A 308-nucleotide genomic window follows, 5' to 3' on the forward strand; every position below is an offset into this window, starting at 1 on the left:
GTTGGGACTTTTTCTATAGAAAAAAGGAGAAAATGCCTATGAAAAATGATTCTAATCCCATTATTCGTTCCGAGAAAGTCACCATTGATATGCACAACTGTGCGGCACTGTCGGAGAGCAGGAGCAGTGGCGAGATCTATTTTGCTGCCATCGCCCCGGATATGGAACTGACAGTCATCACGCTGGACGAGGCTCCCGACATTCTGCCCTGCTTTGACGAGGATGAAGCGTACCTGAACATCCCCGACAGCTCGCTGCTGCTCAGGTACAACCCGGCGCAGGTGATGAAACTGGCGGGCAAGCGCTAT

At 51.3% G+C, this 308-nt stretch carries 1 pseudogene; it reads left to right on the forward strand.

Going from position 1 to position 308, the window contains the following annotated elements:
• Positions 1–38: 38 nt before the first annotated feature.
• A pseudogene (locus tag P0G09_RS17935) lies at positions 39–308 on the forward strand (hypothetical protein); the annotation flags it as partial.

The sequence above is a fragment of the Faecalibacterium sp. DFI.5.82 genome (genome assembly GCF_029076575.1).
Taxonomy (GTDB): Bacteria; Bacillota; Clostridia; order Oscillospirales; family Ruminococcaceae; genus Faecalibacterium; species Faecalibacterium duncaniae.